Below are 25,465 nucleotides of genomic sequence, written 5' to 3'. Positions count from 1 at the left end.
TGCCCGTTTAGAGCAGTGACGAGCAGGCTGGCAAGCCTGCTCGTCATGTGTGCTCAAACAGCCATTCGTTCTACGGTAACACCTGAGTCCGTGGCATCACGGGCCACTTGGGCATGGGCGAGCAAATGTTTAAGCCCCAAGGCCACTTGCAGATCTCCACGTACCAGCAAGGATGTTGTGCAGTTGCGCGCCAGCAACAGATTGCGCTCATCCAGTACTACCTGCTTGCCCAGTTTTCGGTAAGACTCGATCAGCTTCCTGGCCGCCGCAGGGTCGCCGTCTACAGGCCCCGCCACCCAAAGTACATCCGCTTGATCCGGCTTGATCCAGTTGGCCGGGATACAGCATGGCTGACTGGCTGGTTGTGGGCGGTTGGCCGGCACAGGGCACAACTCCTCGAGCATGGCATCGAAGGTACCAGCTGGCGGCGCGCCATGGCAGGCGATCACCTGCATGGGTTGGCCGCGCTTGGCTGCCGGAGAGGCAAGCAAGCTGGCTATACGGTCAATCTGCAGTTCGAAAGCAAAGGCCTGAATACGCTCGCGACCCGCTGTACCGTGGGCCACGATTTCTTCTGGCTGATCGATGTAGTAGCGCAAACGCGCAGCCAGCGCTTCGGCGTCACCATGTTGGAACAGCCAGCCCGTCTTGCCATCGTCCACCAACTCAGGAATGCCGCCGATGCGCGATGCAACTACCGGCAAGCCGCAAGCCATTGCTTCAGTGATGGTCACGGGCTGGTTTTCCGGACATACGGAGGGCAGAACAAAAACATGCGCCTGGGCAAAACGCTCGGCAATGCGCGCATTGGGTAGGCGCCCCCAGAACTTGGCCGAAACGCCGGGCGCATTCTTGCGCAGTTCAGCCTTGTAGCTTTCCATCATGTGTCCATCGCCGACCATGTCGACGTGAACCTTGTCGGGCGGCAGCAAAGCCAAAGCCTTGAGCAGGGTGGGCACGCCCTTGTGCCCCCCCATGTAGCCGGTGAACAGTACATTCAGGCGTGGGCCAGGGGTTGGCGGTGACGTCTCTCTGAAGCGTTCGAGCTCGATGCCGTTGGCAATCACGTGCATCCGCTCGGCGGGAAGGCCATTGGCGATGTAGGTATTGGCCAGGTAATGGCTGGGCGAGATGAAATAATCAACGGCATCTAGCTGCCAGCGCAGATAGTCCTGGCGCATACGCTGGGGCAGCATCACCCCATCGTTATAGATGTGCGAGTGGCACTTGTGGCACTGGGTACTGTCGTGACACAGGATGTCCTTGCTGGTGATCCGCGTGCTGTTCATGCAGAACCCCCAGTGATCATGCAAGGTCAGCGCGATTCGTATGCCATTGGCCCGCGCCAACTGCAGAATCCCCAGCGACAGCCCCGCCATATGGTGAGCATGGATGACGTCTGGGCGCCATTCGGCAATCAGCCTGAGGAAAATCCGCTCCACACCAGGGTGCGCAACGTTGTTGCCTGTCGGCGCAAAGTCCAGGTAGGTGAGGGAAACACGGGTGACGGGCAAACCATCGAACACTTCCTGTTCGATTGGATAACCCGGCAGGCCACGGCTGTTGTCGCCGGCCAGCACCCTTACCTCATGCCCCCGCGCAGCCAGCGCGCGAGCCTGATGGTGGGCAATGATTTCTGCCCCGCCAATCACATGTGGCGGGAAGAAGTTGGAGATGACCAGTACCTTCATTGATCCGACCCTGACACCACGTGGGGGTAAAGATAGCCAGCGAAGCCCGGCAGTTCTATTGCCGCCTGCACGGGCAGGCCCAACACCTGGGCAGTTGCCTGCGCAACCTGCTCATCAATCAGGATCAGGCCTTCACCCTGCCCTGCTACCAGCGGCGCCAACGCCTGACACACTTCCGGGTCCCGACCCTGTGCGGCATTGAGAATCACCAGATCAACGGCAATTTCACTGTCGTGCAACTCATCAAGCAGTAACGGCAAAGCGGCTGTCACCGGCGCATCGATGCGGCTGAGCGTACCCACACTGGTGATATCACCGGAGAGATTACCCTCCGTCACTTGCCAGGCTCGCAGCGCCTGATGGCCTACCAATGCCGGCACCCACTCGGCATGCTCGCCCAGTAGCAGCGCACACCCCGCAGGCCGTTTGCTGAGCAGGCAGGCCAAGGCGAGCTGAGCCGGGTCGTCAACCAAAGGCACCTGTGGGTCAATCAACAGGTGTTGCCATTGCCGAGGCAACGGTTTGCCAAGGTTACGTGGGGTATGGCCGGCCAACTGCTTGAGCAGCGCCCGGGCATAGCTGCGCCAAGTCAGAATTGGCCGTGCGACGGCTTCGCTGGCCAACTGCATGTACTGCTCAGGTTGGCTTGCCAGCTGATGAATCTGGGCGGCCAAGGCATCGGGATCGGTCATGTCGACAGTGCGACAACCGCCTTCAGCCGCCAGCTCGGCCATGACACCACCGTTGTGACAGATGCAGGGGCGGGCATGCCACAGGGATTCGACGATCGGCATCCCATAGCCTTCCACCAGCGATGCGTACACGCTGACATGGGCCTTGGCGTAGTATTCGTTGAGTGTTGCATCGTTGACGACGCCATGCCAGACGATACGTGGATCAGCGGCATTGGCCGCTTTTACGGCCTCGACGATATGGTCAGCACCGGCGTAGCGGTTACCGATCAGGTCCAGTTGCCAATCCAGCTGTGGATAGTTCCGCGCCAGGCGGGCTACCGCCTCGAGCAGTACCTTGTGGTTCTTGCGCGGTTCCAACGTGGACACACAAAGAATGCGCAGCGGCTCACCCGCTCGCGGCGCAGCAGCGGGCGTGGTGGCACGTGGCGAGGCAGTGAGCTCCCCCGGGATCCAGCAGGTTTTCACTTGAGCGTGTGGGACGATGCCTTCGCGCGCCCAGTAGGCCTGCAACTGCTTGCCAGCATCTGGCGAGATGGGCAGAACGCGATCGGTTTCAGCCAGACCGTTCATGTATGCCGCATGGTTGTCGCGAATGATGGTATCCGCCACCCACTCCGGATGCGTAACCGGGATCGCATCGTAGAAGATCGCCGCCACTTTCAGCCCCAGCTCGCGAGCTGCGGCTCGCCTTGCTGGGCCCTGTCGCTCAAAGACGATTTCGCTCTGCAGCAACCAGCCACCACGCAAAGCTCGCCCGCCCAGGCTGGATAGCGTCTGGCGGCGATGATCGGGCGAGCGAGGCAGCACGTAATGTTGAGGGTCCGGCTTCGGCCCGCCGTACAGTGCCAGGTTATGGTATTCCCCTTCTGTGGGCAGCACGTACTCGCGCAGGCTTTCATCCCAGGTCACGAACAGCGGCTCGCCGAAATCCTGCAGCTTGCGCGTCAGACTGCGAACCACCCTCGCCACGCCAGTGTTGGCCGTATCCCGCAGGCAGGCACTGGTGTCGATGACCAGCCTCGGGACGGGCAGCTCCCTGACCGGTGCAAGACCGCCGAGAAGCTCGGCATAAGCCTCGATGGTCCGCTTCCAGGTGAATGTCTGCTGAAACGCATCCAGGTGTGCTTCCCACTCGGGCCCTGTCAGCAGGTTGCCGGCAAGCACTTGCAGGGCTTTCTCGCCAATCTCCGTTTCATCACTGCACAGCTGCCGGGCATCGGCAACCACCTCGGGGTGCGCACCGATATTCAATACCAGCACCGGCTTACGTAGCTGCTGCATTTCGGCCAATGGCAGGTTGAAACCCTCCCAGTGCGAAACGCTGATACCCAGCTGGGCGCTTGCCATCAAGGCGGCCAGTTCGGCGTCGCTGGGATGCCCCAGCGGCAGGATGTGACCCACCAGGTCTGCCGGCAGCTGAAGCTCATCGGCTGTCGCCAGCACACAGAAGCGTGCCTTGGGATGCACGGCGATGATCTGCCGGGCAATGGGGTAAAGCCCTTCGCTGTTCTTGTAGTTGCCGGTTTCCCAACGCCCCAGGTTGACGATCAGCGGCCCGTCCGCCGGGTCGCTCGATGCTGTCACGCTTTCGGTCTGGTGGCCATGCTGCCAGAGGCTCTGGTCTACACCGCCCGCCAGGTGGTCAGCACCAAGGTGGATCATGGCAATTTCCACATCCAGCCCGGCATCAGGAAGGCTCTGGCTGCGGGAAACGAAATGGCTGATCGGGGTAACCACCCGGGCTTCCGGCAAGTACTCCCGTCGCTGGGCGCGCAAGCGTTCCTGCACCAACCGGGCAGGCCCTTGCATGTCTTCATAGGGCACACCACCGCAGTCGAGTGCCACGGTGGGGACACCCCACTGGCGGAATACGGCGATCGACGCATAGAACGGCCATCCACCGATCAATGCCACGGTACCCGAAGGGTCACTGCCTGCTGGCACGAGCAGATGCTGATTACCACGCAGCCACTCAGCGGTGACGTGGTCGAGTTCGGTATACGGCCCCAAGTGCTCCGGTGGTGTGTGGATATCGTCGGTAATGCGGCGCAAGACATCATGGTTGGCGCGCTGAGCGACGAACGTGATATGCCAGCCGGCAGCCTTCAGCCCTTGGGCGAGCAGCAGCAATACGCGGTCGACACCAAAGCGGAACAGCAGGCGCTCATTGCAGATAATTAGATGCATGGTTCTATTCAGCCTTATCAGGGCACGTAGCCGATGGCTGCGTAATCTTGTGGACCAAACAGCAATTGATTGAGAGGACCCGCAATCGCCTCGTCCGTGCTCTGCAGCAACAGCGACGGATCCGCCGGATGGCGACGGTCGATTTCAACGCGCGCAAAACCACGGGCCTTGAGCAGAAACGCCACCAACGCCGGTGGAAGCGGATTGCGGTGGGTCGGGTCAGTGTAGAAGTTGCAGGCGCCAGTAATCAGGTTTTCAGGGTTCGGCGTCTCGAACAACACTACGCCACCTGGGCGTACCACGCGACGGGCTTCGTCGATCAGGCGTACCAACATATCCAGCGGCAGGTGCTCGATGATATGGAACGCGGTCAGGCCCGCCAGGCTTTGCTCAGGCAGACTTTCCAGATACTGCAAGGCATCGCCGAGGTGAACTTCAAGACCTTCCTTTTCACAGCGCTCGATCATCGCGCTGTTGGAGTCGACACCGACAGCCGCGATGTGCTCTTCCTTTAGCAACTGAAGCCACTCGCCACGACCACATCCCAAATCGAGCACCGGGTATAACGGCTCGGCTGTAACACCACGGAAATAACTGAGGTTCTGCTTCAGGCGCTCACGAATCATCTCTGGCGACCCACGGAAACTGGCTTCGAACTCCAGATAAAGCTCAGCAGGCATGCCGGGCTCTTGAGACTCAGCCAGCAGCGAATCTTCACGGCTGCCCACGACCGCCCCTTGCGCCCGAGTGTTCGCGACGGCCTGCTCGCGCAGCAAGCGCTCAAGCCGACGCATGCGCTCGATCAGATATTGCTCGTTTTGCTGGATGGCCAGACCATGGGTATACAGACTCTGGTTGGTCTGGTTCTGCAGCTGCACACCCACATTGCGCAGCCTTGCGTGGCCATCTGCGATGTGCCATTCCAGAGCGGCCAGACGCTCCGGCATGTGCCGCGCAACGGCGAGAACATGCAGGGCGCGGTGGGCACCAGGGATGCGTACGATCACGGCGCGGGCAAGCGCAATGAACAGGTTTTTGAGCGTCGCACCACCTGGGCGCTGGCGCACCCGCGTCAGGAAATTCATGACACGTGGGTGGCCAAAGTATTTGCCCACTACCGGCAGACCGCGCAACCTCCGGTACAAGCTGGGCGGCGGGGTCTGGGCAGGAGGCACATCGAGCGCTGCGCTATCGACAGCTACCGCCTCCGTTGGTGGGGCTGCGTCATGCCTTGGCGGCAGGTAGGCCTCAATATCCAGCAGCTCGAACGTGTGGACAATGTCATTGGGTACGCTGCGAGGCATTTTCGCGTTACTGGCATCAGCTGTAACGCGTTCGTACTCCCGACGATTGACTTCAGCCTGGATGGTTTTCTGCAGTTTTTTGAGATTGATAGTCATTATTTGTGTTCAGAACTGGGGGAAAACCAGTGTATGCGAATGAGTGTACAGCCCCGACTGGGCGCGCTACGGGAACACCAGGAAACTTCCATTCTACGCAGATCGTCCGGATACCGTCGAGCAACCGGGGGGAGCGCTCGACAGCGTGCGAGCATGCTCCACCCTAAAAGTCCGAGAGCGCCGGCCTGCATGTCATTCGAGCTTGAACTCTGCCTGCATGGCACAAACCCCAGCGAAATGCTTGTAACCGGAATGGCCGATCACGTTGAACACCACAGCCTTGTCCCACCAGTCAAAATTGTCTTCGATATGGTCGGCACCGCCGTGCAGGGCCAAGGTCAGGCTGTAGCTACCCGGACCAACATTGAAAGCCGGAATGGTCACGGTCAGGTGTTTTTCCGTGCCAGCGTCGACACCCAGGTCACGCAGCTCGCCACGCAGCCAGGTATTGGTACCAAAGATGTCGTAGCCGGTGCGGTCCTTGAACATGAACCCCAGCGAGAGGTCGTAGATCGGCTCGTTGGTCTTGATCTTCAAGCTCAGCGTCAAGGGAGCGCCGACTTCGAGCATGGTGGCCGCACGACCATTGCTGCTGAGCGTGAGTTCCTCGATACGCGCCTTGCCATTGCCCGAACGACCCGCATACGGTGCATTGACGGCCTGTGCCTGAAGCGTGCCTTCTTCTTTCTTGGCAATCAGGGCGTTGTAGTAGTCCAGCACTTCGTCCGGACGCCCATCCATCAGCATCTTGTGATCACCCAGCAAGATTGCACGATCACACAGGCTCTTGATGGCGCCTGGGTCGTGGGACACGAAGAGCAACGTCGTGCCTTGCTCGCGGAAATCGCGGATACGGGCAAATGACTTGTGCTGGAAGTAGGCATCCCCCACAGCCAAGGCTTCGTCAACGATCAACACTTCAGGGCGCACAGCGGTCGCCACACTGAACGCCAAGCGCACGAACATGCCGGAAGAATAGGTCCGCACAGGCATATCAAAGTAATGGCCGATTTCGGCGAATGCTTCAATCTCAGGCATCAACGCGATGATCTCGTCACGCTCCAGCCCTTGCATCCGTCCGGCCAGCGCCACGTTCTGGCGGCCGGTGAATTCAGGATGGAAGCCCATGCCCAGCTCGAGCAATGCAGCAATGCGGCCAGTGGTGCTGATGGTGCCTTCGGTCGGCATCGCAGTGCCGGTGATCATCTTCAGCAAGGTGCTTTTGCCAGCACCGTTGACGCCAATGATACCAACCGACTCCCCCTGTCCGACCTTGAAACTGACGTTACGGATGATCCAGTTCTGATCGCGTTTGCACAGCCCGAGCCAAGTGCCCAGCGCGTGCCAGCGACCTTTGAGTTTTGGATAGGCCTTGCCTACCTGTTCTACGAGAATAGTCATATCAGATCTGATCGAGCAGGTCGTTGTAGCTGCGCTTGTACAACACCACAGCCAGAAGGAAGACGATAACGGCGAAGCCGAACGGATAAGCCAGCTGCGATAAACCGACGGGTTCGCCCAGCAGGGCTTTTTGTGCTGTAAGCACCAGCGGGAAGATTGGATTCCACGACAGCAGCGCTTGAACGTGCTCGGACAATATGCTCAGCGGATAGACGATCGGCGTCGCCCAGAACAATGCCTGAAAGACAACATCACTCAACTGGCCAATGTCCCGAAAGAATACGTTCAACGTCGCCAGCAGAGCACCCAAGGCGATCCCGAGCAACACCGTCGTAACCAACACCGGAATAAGCACCAAGGCGGTTGCCATCAGCGGGAAGCCCGATACCACCATGAACAGCACGACCAGTACCAGCAGGATGAAACTGTTGAGGGCTGCTGTCGCGATCACTGGAATGAATAGGATGAACTTCGGAAAACTGGACTTCTTGATCAGGTTGGCATGTTCGAGGAAAACGCCTTTGCCCCGCTGAACCAGCTCAAGCAGCAGGTTCCAGGTAATCAACCCTGCGCACAGATAGATACTGTAAGCGTATTGATGTTCGATACCTGGCATTCGGGCCTGCATGAGGCGCGAAAAGATCACGGTGTAGATGAACACCATGAAAATAGGCGGCACCACCAGCCAGAGGGCGCCAAAGGTCGACCCGGCATAACGGCTCTTGATCTCCCGAAGGGTGATCGCGTAGATCAGACCGCGATAACGCAGTACGTCTTTCACTAACGACAACGGCGTATTCATTGTTCTCGGCTCACCATATACATAAGACTTCCTGGTTGTAACGCCACATCATTCCGCGCGTCACGAAAGACGTGGGGCATGTTGGCTGAAAGGGCCATTTCAACGAAACCGCTCACGGGCTCACGACCCGATAAATATCCAATGTCTCCTGGGCACAACGCTTCCACGAAAATGCCTTGGCACGCACCTGGCCGGCGATGGCGAGCTGCTTGCGCAATTGGTCGTCACCCAACAACGAACCCAATTGCACACTCAACTGTTCGACATTGCCGCGCTCGACCAGCAGTGCACTGCCCTGACAAAACTCGGACATCGACGTCTCCGCCGTACAGATCACCGGCACTCCGCTTTGCATAGCCTCAAGAACCGGCAGGCCAAAACCTTCGTAGAGCGACGGATAAGCGAATACCGCGGCCCCTGCGTACAGTGCTGGCAGATCATCGCCTGGCACAAAGGATAACTGACGCAACCCGTGCGTGACTTCAAGCGCCTTGATGCGCTCGTTCAATATCTGGTTGTGCCAGCCTGGCGCACCCGCCAGAACCAGCGGGTACTCATCACGCATGGCTTTCGGCAACCGACACCAGGATTCGATCAGAGTATCGACACCTTTACGAGGTTCCAGAGTGCCTACGAAGAGCACATAGCGGCCATATTGCAAACCGTGGCGCTGCAACATCGGCATGGCTTGCTCGGAGGTTTGCGGGCGATAGGATGCAGAAGCGCCAAGGTAAACAGTACGGATCCTGCTGGGGCTTACACCAAAGTCACCAATCAACTCATCGCGGATCAGGTCCGAATCGGTGATGAGAAAGTCCGCACGCTTGAGGGTCTGCGGCAACTTCGCCGTTAGCCATTCAACCCGATTGCGCGGATGAAACTGTGGGTGGTGAAGAAATGACAAGTCGTGGATGGTCGCCACGCTGGGGCCTGGGTGGGGCCTGAGGATGAAATTGGGTTCGTGGTAAAGATAGTTACGGCGCCCGCCTGCCCGGTAAAGACGCCTGGCATCCAACAGTACTTCGCGTGCTCGGTAGGTAAAGGTCCAACGTTTGAGCACTTCGCGCACGTGCATCTCCACCTGCTGGCGCAGGCTGGTTTTTTCGCCCCCCCCCTCTTTGCACGCGTAGCGCGCACTGGCCTCCCGACAGTTGGCCAACGCCTGTTCGCCGCTGTAGAAACGGGCGCCGAGAAAGCAGTCGATGACATCAACGTCTTCGACCAGCAACTGCTCAAGCAGGTTGTAGGTGTAGTTGCCAATACCCGTGAGAGGCGGTATCAGCGATTGTGCGTTGAAAAGAAGCTTCATTAAGTCGGGCTTACCTGGATACGCCTGTCGGCGAACGAGTCAATGTGAGAGCCATCAGGGAAATGACCTCCCTGATATTCAGCTGGCCGCCCAGAAGCCGTGCCAGCTAAAGATCGAGGCAATCCTTGATCAGGTTCTGATCAAACCTGAAATCTGCGCGACATGTTGCTCCACGAGTGCTTGATCACCGCGCGACTCAACATTCAGGCGCAGCAACGGTTCGGTGTTCGACCCGCGCAGGCTGAAGCGCCAGTCGGCGAACTCGACGCTGATGCCGTCGGTACGGTCGACACTCGGCTCCTGCGGCATGTAGAAAGCCAGGATCTTCTCGATAGTGCCTTTCACATCCGCAACTTCGTAGTTGATCTCGCCACTGCAGGGGAACGCCGCAATGCGCTCGTCCACCAGTTGGGCCAGGCTCTTGCCAGTGACGCTCATCAGCGCGGCAACCAGCAGCCACGGGATGTAGCCGCTGTCGCAGTAGGCGAAATCGCGGAAGTAGTGGTGGGCGCTCATTTCGCCACCGTACACGGCATCTTCGGCGCGCATGCGCTCCTTGATGAAGGCGTGGCCGGTCTTGCTCTGGATGGCCTGGCCACCGGCAGCGCTGACTTGCTCGATGGTGTTCCAGGTGAGGCGCGGGTCGTGGATGATCTTGCTGCCCGGGTGCTTGGCCAGCAGCATTTCGGCCAGCAGGCCAACCACGTAGTAGCCCTCGATGAAGCGGCCCTGATTGTCGAAGAAGAAGCAGCGGTCGAAGTCGCCATCGAAGGCGATGCCCATGTCGGCACTGGTTTCGAGTACGGCCTTGCGGGTCAGGTCGCGGTTCTCTGGCAACAGCGGGTTGGGGATACCGTTGGGGAAATTGCCGTCGGGCTCGCCGTTGATGATGGTGATGTCCAGCGGCAGGCGCGCCTTGAGCAACTCCAGCACCGGGCCGACCGCGCCGTTGCCGGGGTCGGCCAGCACTTTCAAGGGCTTCAGCGCGGCCAGGTCGATGTAGGTCAGCAGATGGTCGATGTAGGCGGTCTTGTCAAACGCTTCGCGGATGCTGCCCGCTGTTGCCGCCTGGGTGCCGAGGTCGCCGGCTTCGACGCGTTGACGAATATCGTTGAGGCCGGTGTCACCGCTGATCGGGCGCGACTGCTCGCGCACCAGCTTCATGCCGTTGTAACCCTTGGGGTTGTGGCTGGCGGTGACCATGATGCCGCCGTCGGCCTGGTAGTGGCTGGTGGCGAAGTAGACTTCTTCGGTACCGCACAGGCCAATGTCGATCACATCGGCGCCGCCTTCGGTAAGGCCTTTCATCAGGGCGCGGGACAGGCCTGGGCTTTCCAGGCGCATGTCCCGACCGACCACATAACTGCGCCCGCCCAGCTGGGCCACCAGAGCGCGGCCGATGCGATAGGCGATGTCGTCGTTGAGGTCGGTCGGCACTTGGCCGCGGATGTCATAGGCTTTGAAGCAGCGGGTCTGGATAGGAGCGTACATACATCTCTCTCGGTGCGGTGACGCCTGCGCGTGCACTGACTGGAAGGGGATGGCCGGCGAATGGATTGCCGAATGAGCATCGGCCCGGCGCCTCGGCGAGGCACTCACGGGCCGACTGGAAAGGCCTGGGTCAGGCGTCGCAACGACCGTAGTTGTCCTCAAAGCGGACGATGTCGTCTTCGCCGAGGTAGTCGCCGCTCTGCACTTCGATCAGAACCAGGTCTATGACACCTGGATTTTGCAAACGATGCTTGTGGCCGGCCCGAATGAAGGTGGATTCGTTGGTGTTGAGCATCAGCTCCTGGTCATCGTTGACCACCACAGCCATGCCGCTGACCACGATCCAGTGCTCGCTGCGGTGATGGTGCATCTGCAGCGACAGCGAGGCCTTCGGTTTGACCACGATGCGCTTGATCTTGAAGCGCTCGCCGTCTTCCAGGGTGGTGTAGGTGCCCCACGGACGATGCACGGTCTGGTGCAGCATGTGGGCAGCGTGGCCGTCGCTCTTCAGGCGCTTGACGATGTGCTTGACGTCTTGTGCATGGTCCTTGTGGGCGATCAGCAGTGCGTCCGGGGTATCGACCACCAGCAGGTCCTGCACGCCGACCAGGGCCGCCAGGCGGTCCTCGGTGCTGACGTAGTTGTTGCTGGCGTCGTAGGCCATGACTTCGCCTTCGAACCGGTTGCCGTGCTCATCAGGCGGGGTCAGTTCGCTGACTGCATTCCACGAGCCAATGTCGCTCCAGCCGATGTCACACGGGATGGTCGCGACCTTGCGCGAGCGCTCCATCAGCGCATAGTCGATGGAGATGTCCGGGACCTTGGCGAAGCTGTCGGCGTCGAGGGCCAGGCAGCTGTAGCCCTTGGAGCTGGAGCGGCGCGAGGTTTCGAGAGTTTGCGCGACGGCTTCGAGCACGTCTGGCGCATGGGCCTTTAATTCTTCGATGACCGCGCCGACCTGGAAGCAGAACATGCCGGCGTTCCAGAAGTAGTTGCCGGCAGCCACATAGGACTCGGCGGTCTTCTGGTCGGGTTTTTCAACGAAACGCTCGACCTTCAGACCACCCTCGAGCAAACCACCCGCGGCGGCTTCGATGTAGCCAAAGCCGGTTTCCGGGTATTGCGGTTTGATGCCGAAGGTCACCAGCCAGCCTTTTTCGGCAAGGTCCACGGCTTTGCCGACAGCTTCGGCGAACGCTGATTCGTTTTGGATCAGGTGATCCGCAGCCAGTACCAGCATGTAGGCTTGCGGGCCGTGGGTCTGGTGCAGTTGCAGCGCGGCGGCGGCCACCGCAGCAGCAGTATTGCGGCCAAACGGCTCGAGGATGTAACCCTGGGCATGGCCTTGGGTATTGATGGAGCGGTATTCGTCTTCGGTCTTGAACAGAAGCTCACGGTTGGTGACGGTCAGAACTTCGACCACACCGTCCAGGCGAGCAGCGCGCTGGAATGTCTTCTGGATTAGGTTCTGTCCGTCTGGCAGGGTCATGAAAGGCTTTGGGTGAGCTTCACGGGATACTGGCCACAAACGGCTGCCAACGCCACCGGATAGAATTACCGGGATCAATTCCATAATCGAGTCCTTAACGGCCACTTGAAGTAATCAACCTCAGGGAACCTGCATGTGTCTTATCTGACCGCCGCCGCGACGACCGCGACAGCGCTTAAATGTACGCGCCCAGCGTATTTATTCCCTGGCCATCCATAGGCTCAAGACGCAAGCTTCGGCCTGTAGAATACCAGAGATTTTTACCTGTAGCTTGCCTCCCCCGGCACAAGAAATGCGGCCTTCAGCCGGCATTGAGCGGCAAACCGCACCTCCTGTTAACGCCATGAGACAAACTGTGCGCGCATCAGACAGCATCACTCGTCAACGTTCAGTGAAAGCCGGGCTTATTGCGCAATAAAAATGTCCATCGGTCGGCTCAGTTGCGCAAGACGCTGTTCCAACTGCCGCTTCAGGGCCTCTTTGGCACGCTGCTCACCATGTACCAAAACAACCTTACTTGGTGCATACGGTATACCTTCGACAAACTTTACCAACCCGTCTTGATCCGCATGCCCTGAATAGCCAGCCAACGTAAACACTTTCGCATGGATCTCATACATCCGCCCATCCAGGTCGATCTGTACGAAGCCTTCCGCGCCTTCGCTGGCCTGGATCACCGCGCCGGGCGTGCCCTTGGCCTGATAACCGACGAACATCACTTCATGCCGCGGATCGCCAAGCATGGCCTTGAGGTAATTGACGATGCGCCCACCGGAGCACATGCCATTGCCGGCAATGACAATCGCCGGGCGCCCGGTGCTCTTGAGGTAATTGACCACTTGCTGGTGTCTGGCATGGGTATCGATACATACCAGCTGGCCAAAGCCGAGCGGCGCCCTGCCCTCACCCAACCGTTGACGGGCCTCGGCATTCCAGAAGGCATGTAGCTCGCCATAGACCTGGGTAATCCGCTGCGCCAATGGCGAGTCGAGGATAATCGGCAACCGGGACCAGTCCAACGCCAGTGGGTCAGCCTCGGCTACCCTGCCCTGCTGCTGTGACAATTGCTTACGGTGCAGTATGTCCTCGATCTCATACAACAGCTCCTGGGTGCGCCCCAGGCTGAACGCAGGAATGAGGATGGTGCCGCTGTCGGCCAAGGCCCTGTCGATCGCGGCCTCCAGCTGTACTTGGCGACTGCAACGGCCGCTATGCATTCGGTCACCGTAAGTGCTCTCGAGCACCAGGGTATCAGCGCGCTCCGGCGATTTAACCGCCTGCAGAAGCGGGTTGCATGGGGCCCCCAGGTCTCCAGAGAACACCACCCGAGTGCTGGGGTCGCGCCCTGGGTAATGTACATCGCACTCGACATAGGCCGAGCCGAGCAGATGACCTGCACGCTGCAGACGCACGGAGCAGCTGATTTCCCCACCCTCGATGACAGGGTGCCATTCACCGAAAGGAACTGCCACGATCAACCGCTGCAACAGCGCCAGGTAGCGGTCGACCTGAACGGGGTCAGCACTGATGCCCAGCTTGTAGGCATCCTCCAGCACCAGCGGCAGTAGCCTGGCGGAGGGTTCGCTGCACAGGATAGGGCCGCGAAAACCTGCGGCGAGTAAGGCGGGAATGCGACCGACATGATCAAGATGGACATGGGTGACGACCAGCGCCTTGATGCCGACGATGTCGAAGCCGATGGGCGCAAGCTCAGCACCTGGTGCGGCATCAAGCCCCTGCTCAAGCCCGCAATCGACCAGCAGGCTGGTGCTCGCGTCGAGGTGCAGCTGGTGGCATGAACCGGTTACGCCACGGGTGCCGCCATGATGGGAAAGGCTGGGGAATGTCATACGGGTGCACGCTCGCCTGGGCCGAAAATGAAGCAGCTATTACTCCACTTCGACCTAGAGGTGCACAGGTGAGACTTTCCTAAGAAGCCGTAGGAATTTTCGTCAATTGCCGCTGAGGACAGCTTGTCGCGCAGATGCGCGAATCTTGCGCTTGCTGCGCTGAACGCCGTAGGCGCCGAGCAGCGGACCAATCGCCAAGCCGATGACCAGAGCAGCCAGTACAGGCACTGCCACTGGCATCGCCGGGGCCGACCAGCCAAACAGCATCAGCGCCACCGGCTGTTGGTTCTCCAGCACGAAGAACAGCACCACAGCCGCCAACAGCAGCACGAACAACGCCGCCAGGGCGCGCTTGAGGTTACGCATCAGATTGCTCCTGTCTAGAACTCAAGGGTGCTCGTGCTCTTCTTCATTAACGCGGTCGCGCAGTTCTTTACCCGGCTTGAAATGCGGCACGAACTTGCCTTCGAGCTCCACCGACTGACCGGTCTTGGGGTTGCGACCGACCCGCGGTGCGCGATAGTGCAAGGAAAAGCTGCCAAAACCACGGATCTCGATGCGATCGCCAGTGGCCAGGCATTGGGACATCTGTTCAAGCATGGTCTTGATGGCCAACTCCACGTCCTTGGACGAGAGCAGCCCCTGATGGGTGACAATACGTTCGATCAGCTCCGACTTCGTCATATTTTTCCCTTCGTTATCAAGCAGCTAGATCATTGCTTAATCAGTTTGTAGCACGCTCGAAGGGATTTGAACAGGGCGGTTCTTGACTTAATAAAAAAATTCAAGATTGCAGTGTTAGGAAATAAGAGCCCTGTAAAGGGTGGCTGCTTCGCAGCCCATCGCAGTTAAGCCAGTTCTTACAAGGGTTGCGCATGCTTGCGATAGAAATCCGGGCAAAAAAAAAGGGTGGCCCGAAGGCCACCCCTTTTTACCGATCAAACAGAACTCAGTTCTGCTTGGCCATAGCTTCGCGCAGCAGCGCGGCCATGGTGGTGTCGGCAGCCGCTTCCGGAGCGTTTTTCAGGCTCTGGATGGCTTCACGCTCCTCAGCGTCATCTTTCGACTTGATCGACAGGCTGATGACGCGCGATTTGCGGTCAACGCTGATGATCTTGGCTTCGATCTCTTCGCCTTCCTTCAGGACGTTACGCGCGTCTTCAACGCGGTCACGGCTGATTTCGGAAGCTTTCAGAGTGGCTTCGATGTCGTCGGCCAGGGTGATGATGGCGCCTTTGGCGTCAACTTCTTTCACGATGCCCTTGACGATAGCGCCCTTGTCGTTGACAGCAACGAAGTTGGAGAACGGATCGTCTTCCAGCTGCTTGATGCCCAGGGAGATGCGCTCGCGCTCTGGGTCAACCGACAGGATGACGGTTTCCAGCTCGTCGCCCTTCTTGAAACGACGTACGGCTTCTTCGCCGGTTTCGTTCCAGGAGATGTCGGACAGGTGAACCAGGCCGTCGATGCCGCCGTCCAGACCGATGAAGATACCGAAGTCGGTGATCGACTTGATGGTACCGGTGATCTTGTCACCCTTGTTGAACTGGCCGGAGAAGTCTTCCCATGGGTTGGACTTGCACTGCTTGATGCCCAGGGAGATACGACGACGCTCTTCGTCGATGTCCAGAACCATGACTTCCACTTCGTCGCCAACCTGAACGACTTTCGACGGGTGGATGTTCTTGTTGGTCCAGTCCATTTCGGAAACGTGTACCAGACCTTCAACGCCTTCTTCCAGCTCAGCGAAGCAGCCGTAGTCGGTCAGGTTGGTAACGCGAGCCTGTACACGAGTACCTTCTGGGTAACGTGCAGTGATAGCTACCCACGGATCTTCGCCCATCTGCTTCAGACCCAGGGAAACGCGGTTGCGCTCACGGTCGAACTTCAGAACGCGTACGTCGACTTCGTCGCCAACGTTAACGATTTCCGATGGGTGCTTGATACGCTTCCAAGCCATGTCGGTGATGTGCAGCAGGCCGTCGATACCGCCCAGGTCCACGAATGCGCCGTAGTCGGTGAGGTTCTTGACGATACCTTTGACTTGCTGGCCTTCCTGCAGGGTTTCCAGCAGGGCTTCGCGCTCGGCGGAGTTCTCGGCTTCCAGCACGCTGCGACGGGAAACGACAACGTTGTTGCGCTTCTGGTCCAGCTTGATGACCTTGAATTCCAGCTCTTTGCCTTCCAGGTGGGTGGTGTCGCGCACTGGGCGGACATCAACCAGGGAGCCCGGCAGGAACGCACGGATGCCGTTAACGTCGACAGTGAAGCCGCCCTTAACCTTACCGTTGATAACGCCCTTGACCACTTCTTCGGCGGCGAAAGCTGCTTCCAGAACAATCCAGCACTCGGCGCGCTTGGCTTTTTCACGGGACAGTTTGGTTTCGCCAAAGCCGTCTTCGACCGCGTCCAGCGCAACGTGAACTTCGTCACCGACCTTGATGGTCAGCTCGCCAGCTTCGTTGTAGAACTGCTCGAGCGGGATGACGCCCTCGGACTTCAGGCCAGCGTGTACGGTAACCCAGTCGCCGTCGATGTCGACAACGATACCGGAGATGATGGCACCCGGCTGAAGATTGAGGGTTTTCAGGCTTTCTTCAAAGAGTTCTGCAAAGCTTTCGCTCATTTTAATTCCTGTAGATTCGGGCGAAACATACGCCCCTCGCCACATTCCAGACAATGTGGGTTTGTTTTAAGTAAAGGAAAGTCGGCAGGACGTTGACTGGTGCCCCTGCCTGCTCTCCTGGTTATCAGACCAAGTCGCGCTGGGCGAGCTCACTCCTGATACGTTGCAGCACCTGCTCGATGGACAACTCGGTAGAGTCCAGCTGAATGGCATCGGCCGCTGGTTTCAGCGGGGCCACTGCACGCTGGGTGTCACGCTCATCACGCGCACGAATCTCATCTAGCAGACTCGACAGACTAACATCTTCACCCTTGCCCTTCAACTGCAGGTAGCGGCGACGGGCACGCTCCTCTGCACTGGCGGTGAGGAAAACCTTCAACGGCGCGTCCGGGAACACCACGGTGCCCATGTCCCGACCGTCTGCGATCAGGCCTGGCATTTCCCGGAATGCCCGCTGACGCTCCAGCAGCGCATCACGCACCGCAGGCAGCGAGGCGACCATCGAAGCACCGGCACCGACAGTTTCGGTACGGATGACCTGGCTGACGTCCTCGCCCTCGAGGATGGTCTGCTGAAGCTTACCGGGCTGGGCAGCGATGAACTGCACATCCAGATGGGCGGCAAGCTTGGTCAGCAGCTCTTCGTTGGTCAGGTCGACGCCGTGGTTGCTGGCGTTGAACGCCAACAACCGGTAAAGCGCGCCCGAATCCAGCAGGTGCCAACCGAGCTCGCGGGCCAGCAGCCCGGCGACCGTGCCTTTACCGGAACCGCTTGGGCCGTCGATGGTGATGACCGGTGCCTGGCTATTCACGCTTTGCCCTCTTCGGCGACGCGGATACCCACATCGGCGCACAGCTTGAGGAAGTTCGGGAACGACGTGGCGACGTTGGCGCAGTCATGGATACGGATCGGCGCGCTGGCACGCAGCGAGGCAACGCTGAAGGCCATGGCGATACGGTGGTCACCGTGACCGTGCACTTCGCCACCGCCGAGCTGGCCGCCATCGATGATGATGCCATCCGGGGTCGGCTCGCATTTGATACCCAAGGTGATCAGGCCGTCAGCCATGACCTGGATGCGGTCGGATTCCTTCACCCGCAGCTCTTCGGCGCCACGCAGCACGGTACGCCCTTCGGCGCAGGCAGCGGCAACGAACAGCACCGGGAATTCGTCGATGGCCAGCGGCACCAGCTCTTCAGGGATCTCGATGCCCCTCAGCTTGGCACCACGCACGCGCAGGTCAGCCACTGGCTCGCCGCCGACTTCACGCTGGTTCTCCAGGGTGATGTCACCGCCCATCAGCCGCAGGATGTCGATCACGCCGGTACGGGTCGGGTTGATGCCGACGTGCTCGAGCACCAGCTCGGAGCCTTCGGCGATCGATGCGGCCACCAGGAAGAATGCTGCGGACGAAATGTCTGCCGGCACTTCGATACGGGTGGCGGTGAGCTTGCCACCTGCCTGCAGCGAGGCGACCGGGCCGTTGCTTTCGACCGAGTAGCCAAAGCCGCGCAGCATACGCTCGGTGTGGTCACGGGTCGGTGCCGGCTCGGTGACGGTAGTCTTGCCTTCGGCATACAGGCCTGCCAGCAGCAGGCACGATTTGACCTGGGCACTGGCCATCGGCAGCGTGTAGGTCAGCCCTTTCAGCTTGCTACCACCACGAATGGTCAGCGGCGGACGGCCGTCCGGGCCCGTCTCGACCACGGCGCCCATTTCGCGCAGCGGATTGGCCACGCGGTTCATCGGGCGCTTGGACAGCGAGGCATCACCGGTCATGGTGACATCGAACGGCTGGCCGGCCAGCAGGCCGGAGAGCAGGCGCATCGAGGTGCCGGAGTTACCGACGTACAGTGGGCCGGGTGGCGGCTTGAGACCGTGCAGGCCGACGCCATGGATGGTCACGCGGCCATGGTTCGGGCCTTCGATGACCACACCCATGTCACGGAATGCCTGCAGGGTCGCCAGGGCGTCCTCGCCCTCGAGGAAACCTTCGACTTCGGTCGTGCCTTCGGCCAGCGAGCCGAGCATGATCGAACGGTGGGAAATCGACTTGTCGCCCGGTACGCGGATTCGCCCGGTCAGGCGGCCACCCGGTTGGGCCAGGAAAATCAGATCGTTGGCGTTCATAGCGTCCACATAGGCCCGGCGGGCCAGGATTTTACTGAAATGCTCCCGGGCAACGCGCGCACGGGTGAAAACACCCAGCAGCTGGTGCCCGTCCCCAGCATCAACCGCGTCGCGCAAGGCGTCGAGGTCGCTGCGAAATGTGTCCAGGGTGCGCAGGACAGCCTCGCGGTTGGCGAGGAAGATGTCGTGCCACATGGTCGGGTCGCTACCGGCGATTCGCGTGAAATCACGGAAACCTCCCGCAGCGTACCGGAAGATGTCGAGGTTTTCATTGCGCTTGGCAAGCGAATCGACCAGGCCAAATGCCAACAGGTGCGGCAGGTGGCTGGTGGCTGCCAGCACTTCGTCGTGGCGCTCCACCGGCATGTGCTCGACATCGGCATCCAGCGCGCGCCACAGGCGATCAACCAGGGCCAGGGCGGCCGGGTCGGTCTCTTCCAGCGGCGTGAGGATGACCTTGTGCCGACGGAACAGGGTGGCGTTGGAGGCCTCCACCCCGCTCTGCTCGGAACCGGCGATCGGGTGGCCGGGCACGAAGCGTGGCAGGCGCTCACCGAAGACGGCTCGGGCCTCGCGCACGACATTGCCCTTGGCACTGCCGACGTCAGTGATCACGGCATTGCCAAGCTCAAGTTGAGCCAGTCGGGCCAGGACCTTTTCCATGGCCAGAATCGGCACGGCGAGCTGGATGACATCGGCGCCGATGCAGGCAGCAGCGAGGTCTTCTTCGCAGCGGTCGACCACGCCCAGCTCGACAGCCAGCTTGCGCGACGGGGCATCCAGATCGACGCCGACCACTTCGCGGCACAGGCCGCTTTCACGCAAGCCCTTGGCGAAGGACCCACCGATCAGGCCAAGGCCAATCACGACCAGGCGATTGATGATTGGCGCAGGTTTGGTTTTTGCTGCATTTACCACTGGTGCGAACCCTGTTCAAAAATCTAGGCAGCCTGTAAGGCCCTCTTGGGGGCGCTTCGCACCCCCAGCACTTTCAGATCAAAGCACTGCCTTTGGATAGGAACCCAGCACCTTCAGCGCTACAGCCTCCTGGCTGATCTTCTCCAGCACCGCCTTGATCAGCGGGTCGCGGTGGTGGCCGACGAAGTCGATGAAGAACACGTAGGTCCATTTGCCGCTGCGCGACGGGCGGGTTTCGATACGGGTCAGGTCGATGCCGTTCTCGTGGAACGGTACCAGCAGCTCGTGCAGCGCACCGGGCTTGTTGCTCATCGAAACGATGATCGAGGTCTTGTCGTCGCCGGTCGGCGGCACTTCCTGCTGACCGATCATCAGGAAGCGCGTGGAGTTGTCCGGGCGGTCTTCGATCTTTTCTGCCAGGCGAGTCAGGCCATACAGGTTGGCCGCCATGTCGCCGGCGATCGCCGCCGAGTTCCACTCGCCCTTGACCCGCTTGGCCGCCTCGGCGTTGCTCGAAACAGCCACGCGCTCGACGTTCGGGTAGTGCGCATCCAGCCACTTGCGGCACTGGGCCAGCGACTGGGCGTGGGAGTAGATACGGGTGATGCTGTTGGTCTTGGTGCTCTCGCCCACCAGCAGGTGATGGTGAATGCGCAGCTCGACTTCACCGCAGATCACCATGTCGTGCTCGAGGAAGCTGTCAAGGGTGTGACTGACCGCACCCTCGGTGGAGTTTTCCACCGGCACCACGCCGAAGTTGACGGCACCAGCCGCCACTTCGCGGAACACTTCGTCGATGGCCGCCATCGGGCGGCTGACCACTGCGTGGCCGAAGTGCTTCATGGCCGCAGCCTGGGTGAAGGTGCCTTCAGGGCCGAGGTAGGCGACCTTGAGCGGCTCTTCCAGGGCCAGGCAGGACGACATGATTTCGCGGAACAAGCGCGCCATCTCTTCGTTGCCCAGCGGGCCCTTGTTGCGCTCCATCACGCGTTTGAGCACGGCGGCTTCGCGCTCAGGGCGGTAGAACACCGGCTTTTCGCCTTCAGCCAGGGAGGCAGTCTTGACTCGCGCCACTTCTTCGGCGCAGCGGGCGCGATCGCTGATCAGCTCGAGGATCTTCTCGTCGAGGCTGTCGATGCGTACGCGCAGGGCTTTGAGTTCCTGTTCGGACATCAGCCGTGCTCCTTCTCGAATTCAGCCATGTAGGCCACCAGGCCTTCTACCGCTTCCAGGCCCAAGGCGTTGTAGATCGAGGCGCGCATGCCACCGACCGAACGGTGGCCCTTGAGGTTGAGCAGGCCACGGGCGTCGGCGCCGGCCAGGAACGCTTTGTCCAGGCGCTCGTCAGCCAGGCGGAACGGCACGTTCATCCACGAACGGGCGTTGTGGGCGATGGGGTTGGCGTAGAACTCGCTGGCGTCGATGAAACCGTACAGGCGGTCTTTCTTGGCGCGGTTGCGCTGCTCCATGGCCTCGACGCCACCCTGCTCCTTGAGCCACTCGAACACCAGGCCCGAGAGGTACCAGGAATAGGTGGCCGGGGTGTTGTACATCGAGCCGTTGTCGGCTGCGACCTTGTAGTCGAGCATGGTCGGGCAGCTGCTGCGGGCGCGGCCGATCAGGTCTTCACGGACGATCACTACCACCAGGCCGCTCGGGCCGATGTTCTTCTGTGCGCCGGCGTAGATCATGCCGTACTGCGAGACATCGATCGGGCGCGAGAGGATGTCGGAAGACATGTCGACCACCAGCGGTACGTCGCCGGTTTCCGGAACCCAGTCAAACTGCAGGCCACCAATGGTCTCGTTGGACGCATAGTGGACGTAGGCGGCGTTCTTGGTCAGCTTCCACTCGTTCTGGCCAGGGATGGCCAGGTAATCGTAGGGCTTGGCGCTGGCGGCGACGTTGACGGTGCCGAAGCGGCGCGCTTCCTCGATGGCCTTTTTCGACCAGATGCCGGTTTCGACGTAGTCGGCAGTGGCGTTTTCCGGCAGCAGGTTCAGCGGGATTTCAGCGAACTGCTGGCTGGCACCACCCTGCAGGAACAGGACCTTGTAGTTGGAGGGGACGGACAGCAGGTCACGCAGGTCCTGCTCGGCCTTTTCGGCGATGGCCACGTAGTCGTCGCTGCGATGGCTCATCTCCATCACCGACAAGCCCTTGCCGTTCCAATCCAGCATCTCGGCCTGGGCGCGCTGCAACACAGCGTCAGGAAGCGCGGCAGGGCCTGCGCAGAAGTTAAAGGCTCGTTTGCTCACATCCACTCTCGCTCTGCCAAATAGAACAAAATCGTAATTCGGTGCTGACCAGTCAAAGCTGTGTCGTCTGCCTGGGGCTGCCTTGCCGGCGATGGGCCGCGCAGCGGCCCCAATGGTCTGGCTTTATCAGTCAAACGGGGCGACCTTGGTCGCCCCGCTCGGGTTTACGCTTGCTTATTCCTGCGGTGCCTCTTCAGCGCCTGCAGCTTCATCATCCGGCGCATCGGCCTCGACGCCCTCCTCGTCCGTCTCGATCACATCATCGAGTTCGTCCTCGGATGGCTCCTGGATACGTTCCAGGCCCACCAGGGTCTCATCGGCAGCCAGCTTGATCAGGGTCACGCCCTGAGTGTTTCGGCTCAGGCTGGACACCTCGCCAACCCGGGTCCGCACCAGCGTGCCCTGGTCGGAAATCAGCATGATTTCTTCGCCTTCCTGCACCTGGATGGCGCCAATCAGCAGACCGTTACGCCCTTTGGTACCCATGGCGATCACGCCCTGGCCCCCACGGCCGCGACGCGGGAACTTGGACAGCGGGGTGCGCTTGCCAAAACCACGCTCGGAGGCGGTGAGGATCTGCGAGCCAGACTCCGGGATCAGCATAGAGATGATCTGCTGACCTTTGCCCAGTTTCATGCCGCGCACACCGCGAGCGTTACGGCCCATTTCACGGACCACGCTCTCGGCGAAGCGGATGACCTTGCCAGCGTCGGAGAACATCATGACTTCCTTCGCGCCGTCAGTGATGGCCGCGGCAATCAGGGTGTCGCCTTCCTTCAACTTCAGGGCGATCAGGCCGTTGGAGCGCGGACGGGCGAACTGCACCAGCGGGGTCTTCTTGACGGTACCCGAGGCGGTGGCCATGAAGATGTATGCGCCGGTCGGCTCTGCTACCCACTCAGGGGTGTCGCCGTCTTCTTCGTCGGCTTCCTCGGCCTCTACCAGCTCACCTTCGAGCACGGTGTCGTCAGCCTCTTCCAGTTCTTCGTCGAGGTCGGCGTTCTGCTGCAGGGCCTCGAGGTCGATCTGCAGCATGGCGGTGATGCGCTCACCCTCCTCCAGCGGCAGCAGGTTGACCAGCGGGCGACCACGGGCAGCGCGGGACGCTTCAGGGATTTCGTAGGTCTTCTTCCAGTACACCTTACCCTTGCTGGAGAACAGCAGCAGCGTGGCGTGGCTGTTGGCAACCAACAGGTGCTCGATGTAGTCCTCGTCCTTCACGCCGGTCGCCGACTTGCCTTTGCCGCCGCGGCGCTGGGCCTGGTAGGCGGACAGTGGCTGGGTCTTGGCATAACCACCGTGGGAGATGGTCACCACGCGCTCTTCTTCCGGGATCATGTCGCCGTAGTTGAGGTCGTGGGTGGCGTTGAGGATTTCGGTGCGACGGGCATCGCCGTATTCGGAACGGATCGCTTCCAGCTCTTCGCGGATCACTTCCATCAGGCGCTGGGCGCTGCTGAGGATACGGATCAGCTCGCCGATCTGCTCCAGGATCTCCTGGTACTCGGCCAGCAGCTTCTCGTGCTCCAGACCAGTCAGGCGGTGCAGGCGCAGGTCAAGGATGGCCTGGGCCTGCTCCGGCGACAGGTAATACTTGCCTTCACGCAGGCCGTACTGCTCCGGCAGGTCTTCAGGGCGGCAGGAGTCGGCGCCGGCGCGCTCGACCATGACCTGCACGGCGCTGGACTCCCACGGCGTGGAGACCAGGGCTTCCTTGGCTTCGGACGGCGTCGGCGAGGCCTTGATCAGGGCGATGACCGGGTCAATGTTGGACAGCGCGACCGCCTGGCCTTCAAGGATGTGGCCACGCTCGCGGGCCTTGCGCAGCTCGAACACGGTACGGCGGGTCACCACTTCGCGGCGGTGACGGACGAACGCTTCGAGCAGGTCCTTGAGGTTGAGCAGGCGCGGGCGACCGTCGACCAGGGCAACCACGTTGATGCCGAACACGCTCTGCAGCTGGGTCTGCTGGTAGAGATTGTTGAGCACCACCTCCGGCACCTCGCCGCGGCGCAGCTCGATGACGATGCGCATGCCGTCCTTGTCGGACTCGTCGCGCAGCTCGGTGATGCCTTCGATCTTCTTCTCTTTGACCAGCTCGGCGATCTTCTCGATCAGGCGGGCCTTGTTCAGCTGGTACGGCAGCTCGGTGACGACGATCTGCTGGCGGCCACCGACCTTGTCGATGTCTTCGATCTCGGAGCGGGCGCGCATGTAGATGCGACCACGGCCGGTGCGGTAGGCCTCGATGATGCCCTGGCGGCCATTGATGATGCCGGCAGTCGGGAAGTCCGGACCCGGGATGAACTGCATCAGTTCATCGATGGTGACTTCAGGGTTGTCGATCAGCGCCAGGCAACCGTCGATGACTTCACCGAGGTTGTGCGGCGGGATGTTGGTCGCCATGCCCACGGCAATACCGCTGGAACCGTTGACCAGCAGGTTGGGGATACGGGTCGGCATGACCGCCGGAATCTGCTCGGTGCCGTCGTAGTTGGGCACCCAGTCGACCGTTTCTTTGTGCAGGTCGGACAGCAGCTCGTGGGCCAGCTTGGTCATGCGCACTTCGGTGTATCGCATGGCTGCGGCGTTGTCGCCGTCGACCGAACCGAAGTTGCCTTGGCCATCGACCAGCAGGTAGCGCAGCGAGAATGGCTGCGCCATACGCACGATGGTGTCGTAGACCGCAGTGTCGCCGTGCGGGTGGTACTTACCGATCACGTCACCGACCACACGGGCGGATTTCTTGTACGGCTTGTTCCAGTCGTTGCCCAGTTCGCTCATCGCATAGAGAACGCGACGATGCACGGGCTTCAAGCCATCACGCGCATCGGGCAGCGCTCGCCCGACAATCACGCTCATCGCGTAGTCGAGGTAAGACTGTCTCAGTTCGTCTTCGATATTGACCGGGAGGATTTCTTTGGCCAGTTCGCCCATGAGAAGCCTGATTCCTTTTTCTGGTGAAACTTCGCAGCTCCATCAAGGGCCGAACGAAGCTCGCCGCCGCAGCGCATAGGGGTGCGACGACTTACGACAAATCAATGAGTTGTTGCATGGATCTGCGCAATGAAGGCCGCCTTCGTGGGCGGTCTTGGAAACTGCCGGATGTTATCACAAAGGCAGGACAGTGGGGAGAGCTGGCAGGTGGCTACAGGCCGGAGACAATCTTGAGATTTTCACTAGCCGTGGCGGGGGGGTGGGGGGGGGGGGGGGAGGGA

At 60.5% G+C, this 25,465-nt stretch carries 17 protein-coding genes; all 17 read right to left on the bottom strand.

The features are described 5' to 3' along the window. Window positions 1–53: 53 nt before the first annotated feature. Window positions 54–1,691: a glycosyltransferase family 4 protein gene (locus ACLEJU_RS14175; RefSeq protein WP_435422849.1), complete on the bottom strand. Its 1,638-nt coding sequence runs from the start codon at window positions 1,689–1,691 to the stop codon at window positions 54–56. After that, window positions 1,688–4,573 carry a glycosyltransferase family 4 protein gene (locus ACLEJU_RS14170; protein WP_435422848.1) on the bottom strand — a complete coding sequence of 962 codons (2,886 nt, stop codon included), beginning with the start codon at window positions 4,571–4,573 and terminating at the stop codon, window positions 1,688–1,690. The genes ACLEJU_RS14175 and ACLEJU_RS14170 overlap by 4 nt, the downstream gene beginning before the upstream one ends. 17 nt (window positions 4,574–4,590) lie before the next feature. Further along, window positions 4,591–5,973: a class I SAM-dependent methyltransferase gene (locus tag ACLEJU_RS14165; RefSeq protein WP_435422847.1), complete on the bottom strand. Its 1,383-nt coding sequence runs from the start codon at window positions 5,971–5,973 to the stop codon at window positions 4,591–4,593. Window positions 5,974–6,165: 192 nt separating this feature from the next. Then, entirely contained in the window at window positions 6,166–7,374 is a 1,209-nt protein-coding gene (locus ACLEJU_RS14160; RefSeq protein ID WP_435422846.1) for an ABC transporter ATP-binding protein, read from the bottom strand. A gap of 1 nt (window position 7,375) precedes the next feature. After that, window positions 7,376–8,176, bottom strand: a complete 801-nt coding sequence (locus ACLEJU_RS14155; RefSeq protein ID WP_435422845.1) for an ABC transporter permease — start codon at window positions 8,174–8,176, stop codon at window positions 7,376–7,378. Between the two features lie 112 nt (window positions 8,177–8,288). Continuing rightward, entirely contained in the window at window positions 8,289–9,485 is a 1,197-nt protein-coding gene (locus ACLEJU_RS14150; RefSeq protein WP_435422844.1) for a glycosyltransferase family 4 protein, read from the bottom strand. Window positions 9,486–9,614: 129 nt separating this feature from the next. After that, window positions 9,615–10,976, bottom strand: a complete 1,362-nt coding sequence (locus ACLEJU_RS14145; RefSeq protein WP_435422843.1) for a phosphomannomutase — start codon at window positions 10,974–10,976, stop codon at window positions 9,615–9,617. A 130-nt stretch (window positions 10,977–11,106) separates the two neighbouring features. Beyond that, window positions 11,107–12,549, bottom strand: a complete 1,443-nt coding sequence (locus tag ACLEJU_RS14140) for a mannose-1-phosphate guanylyltransferase/mannose-6-phosphate isomerase (protein ID WP_435422842.1) — start codon at window positions 12,547–12,549, stop codon at window positions 11,107–11,109. Window positions 12,550–12,869: 320 nt separating this feature from the next. Beyond that, window positions 12,870–14,315, bottom strand: a complete 1,446-nt coding sequence (locus ACLEJU_RS14135) for an MBL fold metallo-hydrolase RNA specificity domain-containing protein (RefSeq protein WP_435422841.1) — start codon at window positions 14,313–14,315, stop codon at window positions 12,870–12,872. Window positions 14,316–14,417: 102 nt separating this feature from the next. Further along, window positions 14,418–14,681, bottom strand: a complete 264-nt coding sequence (locus tag ACLEJU_RS14130) for a LapA family protein (RefSeq protein WP_435422840.1) — start codon at window positions 14,679–14,681, stop codon at window positions 14,418–14,420. A 21-nt stretch (window positions 14,682–14,702) separates the two neighbouring features. Continuing rightward, window positions 14,703–14,999, bottom strand: a complete 297-nt coding sequence (gene ihfB, locus ACLEJU_RS14125) for an integration host factor subunit beta (protein ID WP_012313292.1) — start codon at window positions 14,997–14,999, stop codon at window positions 14,703–14,705. 265 nt (window positions 15,000–15,264) lie between these two features. Beyond that, window positions 15,265–16,941 carry a 30S ribosomal protein S1 gene (gene rpsA / locus ACLEJU_RS14120; protein WP_027918186.1) on the bottom strand — a complete coding sequence of 559 codons (1,677 nt, stop codon included), beginning with the start codon at window positions 16,939–16,941 and terminating at the stop codon, window positions 15,265–15,267. 124 nt (window positions 16,942–17,065) lie between these two features. Further along, complete coding sequence (gene cmk, locus ACLEJU_RS14115) at window positions 17,066–17,752, bottom strand: (d)CMP kinase (RefSeq protein ID WP_294340171.1); 687 nt, start codon at window positions 17,750–17,752, stop codon at window positions 17,066–17,068. Continuing rightward, complete coding sequence (locus ACLEJU_RS14110) at window positions 17,749–19,956, bottom strand: bifunctional prephenate dehydrogenase/3-phosphoshikimate 1-carboxyvinyltransferase (protein ID WP_435422891.1); 2,208 nt, start codon at window positions 19,954–19,956, stop codon at window positions 17,749–17,751. The genes cmk and ACLEJU_RS14110 overlap by 4 nt, the downstream gene beginning before the upstream one ends. Window positions 19,957–20,067: 111 nt before the next feature. Next, the gene (pheA, locus tag ACLEJU_RS14105) at window positions 20,068–21,162 is read right to left on the bottom strand and encodes a prephenate dehydratase (RefSeq protein WP_027918183.1); all 1,095 of its coding nucleotides are present in this window, start codon (window positions 21,160–21,162) and stop codon (window positions 20,068–20,070) included. Continuing rightward, window positions 21,162–22,247 (bottom strand): 3-phosphoserine/phosphohydroxythreonine transaminase, encoded by a 1,086-nt coding sequence (gene serC, locus ACLEJU_RS14100; protein WP_435422839.1) that lies wholly within the window; start codon window positions 22,245–22,247, stop codon window positions 21,162–21,164. The genes pheA and serC overlap by 1 nt, the downstream gene beginning before the upstream one ends. A gap of 174 nt (window positions 22,248–22,421) precedes the next feature. Beyond that, complete coding sequence (gene gyrA / locus ACLEJU_RS14095; protein WP_435422838.1) at window positions 22,422–25,184, bottom strand: DNA gyrase subunit A; 2,763 nt, start codon at window positions 25,182–25,184, stop codon at window positions 22,422–22,424. Window positions 25,185–25,465 lie beyond the last annotated feature (281 nt).

Origin of the sequence: Pseudomonas sp. SMN11, assembly GCF_052041945.1 — a bacterium.
Lineage (GTDB): Bacteria > Pseudomonadota > Gammaproteobacteria > Pseudomonadales > Pseudomonadaceae > Aquipseudomonas.
Note: the sequence above shows the minus strand (reverse complement) of the source record. Positions and strands in the feature narration are given on the sequence as shown.

What these genes read in the sequence shown, in the direction of transcription:
- ACLEJU_RS14175 (WP_435422849.1), bottom strand. Translation starts at nt 1,691, where the DNA reads ATGAAGGTACTGGTCATCTCCAACTTCTTCCCGCCACATGTGATTGGC.
- ACLEJU_RS14170 (WP_435422848.1), bottom strand. Translation starts at nt 4,573, where the DNA reads ATGCATCTAATTATCTGCAATGAGCGCCTGCTGTTCCGCTTTGGTGTC.
- ACLEJU_RS14165 (WP_435422847.1), bottom strand. Translation starts at nt 5,973, where the DNA reads ATGACTATCAATCTCAAAAAACTGCAGAAAACCATCCAGGCTGAAGTC.
- ACLEJU_RS14160 (WP_435422846.1), bottom strand. Translation starts at nt 7,374, where the DNA reads ATGACTATTCTCGTAGAACAGGTAGGCAAGGCCTATCCAAAACTCAAA.
- ACLEJU_RS14155 (WP_435422845.1), bottom strand. Translation starts at nt 8,176, where the DNA reads ATGAATACGCCGTTGTCGTTAGTGAAAGACGTACTGCGTTATCGCGGT.
- ACLEJU_RS14150 (WP_435422844.1), bottom strand. Translation starts at nt 9,485, where the DNA reads ATGAAGCTTCTTTTCAACGCACAATCGCTGATACCGCCTCTCACGGGT.
- ACLEJU_RS14145 (WP_435422843.1), bottom strand. Translation starts at nt 10,976, where the DNA reads ATGTACGCTCCTATCCAGACCCGCTGCTTCAAAGCCTATGACATCCGC.
- ACLEJU_RS14140 (WP_435422842.1), bottom strand. Translation starts at nt 12,549, where the DNA reads ATGGAATTGATCCCGGTAATTCTATCCGGTGGCGTTGGCAGCCGTTTG.
- ACLEJU_RS14135 (WP_435422841.1), bottom strand. Translation starts at nt 14,315, where the DNA reads ATGACATTCCCCAGCCTTTCCCATCATGGCGGCACCCGTGGCGTAACC.
- ACLEJU_RS14130 (WP_435422840.1), bottom strand. Translation starts at nt 14,681, where the DNA reads ATGCGTAACCTCAAGCGCGCCCTGGCGGCGTTGTTCGTGCTGCTGTTG.
- ihfB (WP_012313292.1), bottom strand. Translation starts at nt 14,999, where the DNA reads ATGACGAAGTCGGAGCTGATCGAACGTATTGTCACCCATCAGGGGCTG.
- rpsA (WP_027918186.1), bottom strand. Translation starts at nt 16,941, where the DNA reads ATGAGCGAAAGCTTTGCAGAACTCTTTGAAGAAAGCCTGAAAACCCTC.
- pheA (WP_027918183.1), bottom strand. Translation starts at nt 21,162, where the DNA reads ATGTCCGAACAGGAACTCAAAGCCCTGCGCGTACGCATCGACAGCCTC.
- gyrA (WP_435422838.1), bottom strand. Translation starts at nt 25,184, where the DNA reads ATGGGCGAACTGGCCAAAGAAATCCTCCCGGTCAATATCGAAGACGAA.